Origin of the sequence: Larkinella sp. C7 (assembly GCF_006149005.1) — a bacterium.
Classification (GTDB): domain Bacteria; phylum Bacteroidota; class Bacteroidia; order Cytophagales; family Spirosomataceae; genus Larkinella.
Genome location: NZ_VBSL01000160.1, coordinates 1 through 455, shown reverse-complemented (window position 1 = coordinate 455; position 455 = coordinate 1). Strand labels below are relative to the sequence as shown.

The window sequence follows — 455 nt, the reverse complement described above, 5'->3', positions numbered from 1 at the left end:
CGGTCGACTGATTGAGGTTTATCCATCGCTCTTTATCGTTGAGTATAGCGACCAAGCCAGCCAACCTGGTGAAATCAGCAACACCTATGTAGAATCCTACACTTACTCAGATATTTTGACCCAAAAGAGCCTGATTCGCTATTTTGATGAAGATTAAGAAGCCTGCCCAAGGGCTTTTTTCTTTACTTATACTCAACAAACATCAAAATTTTCATTTTTGATGCTTTCTAACCTAGCAAGTTTATCAGTGCTTAAAAGTCACTGATAAACTACGGTAATCGCTATGGCGACTTACCTAGCTACCTTACTCTTTCATTTTCAAAATAAGATCGATTTTGAAAAGGGAAGGTCGTTTAAAAGTGCGGACGCAAGAAGAAATTATCCAGCGGATGATTTCTTGAAAACTAGGGAGTTTCATTGCAACACGAGGTTAGGCCAGTCGATTTTACTGGCTT

1 protein-coding gene is annotated in these 455 nt (G+C 39.3%); it reads left to right on the top strand.

What is annotated here, in order from left to right; genetic code table 11:
• Nucleotides 1-157: Veg family protein (locus FH871_RS34900; RefSeq protein ID WP_305036628.1), on the top strand; the 157-nt coding region annotated here is incomplete at its 5' end.
• Nucleotides 158-455: the final 298 nt, after the last annotated feature.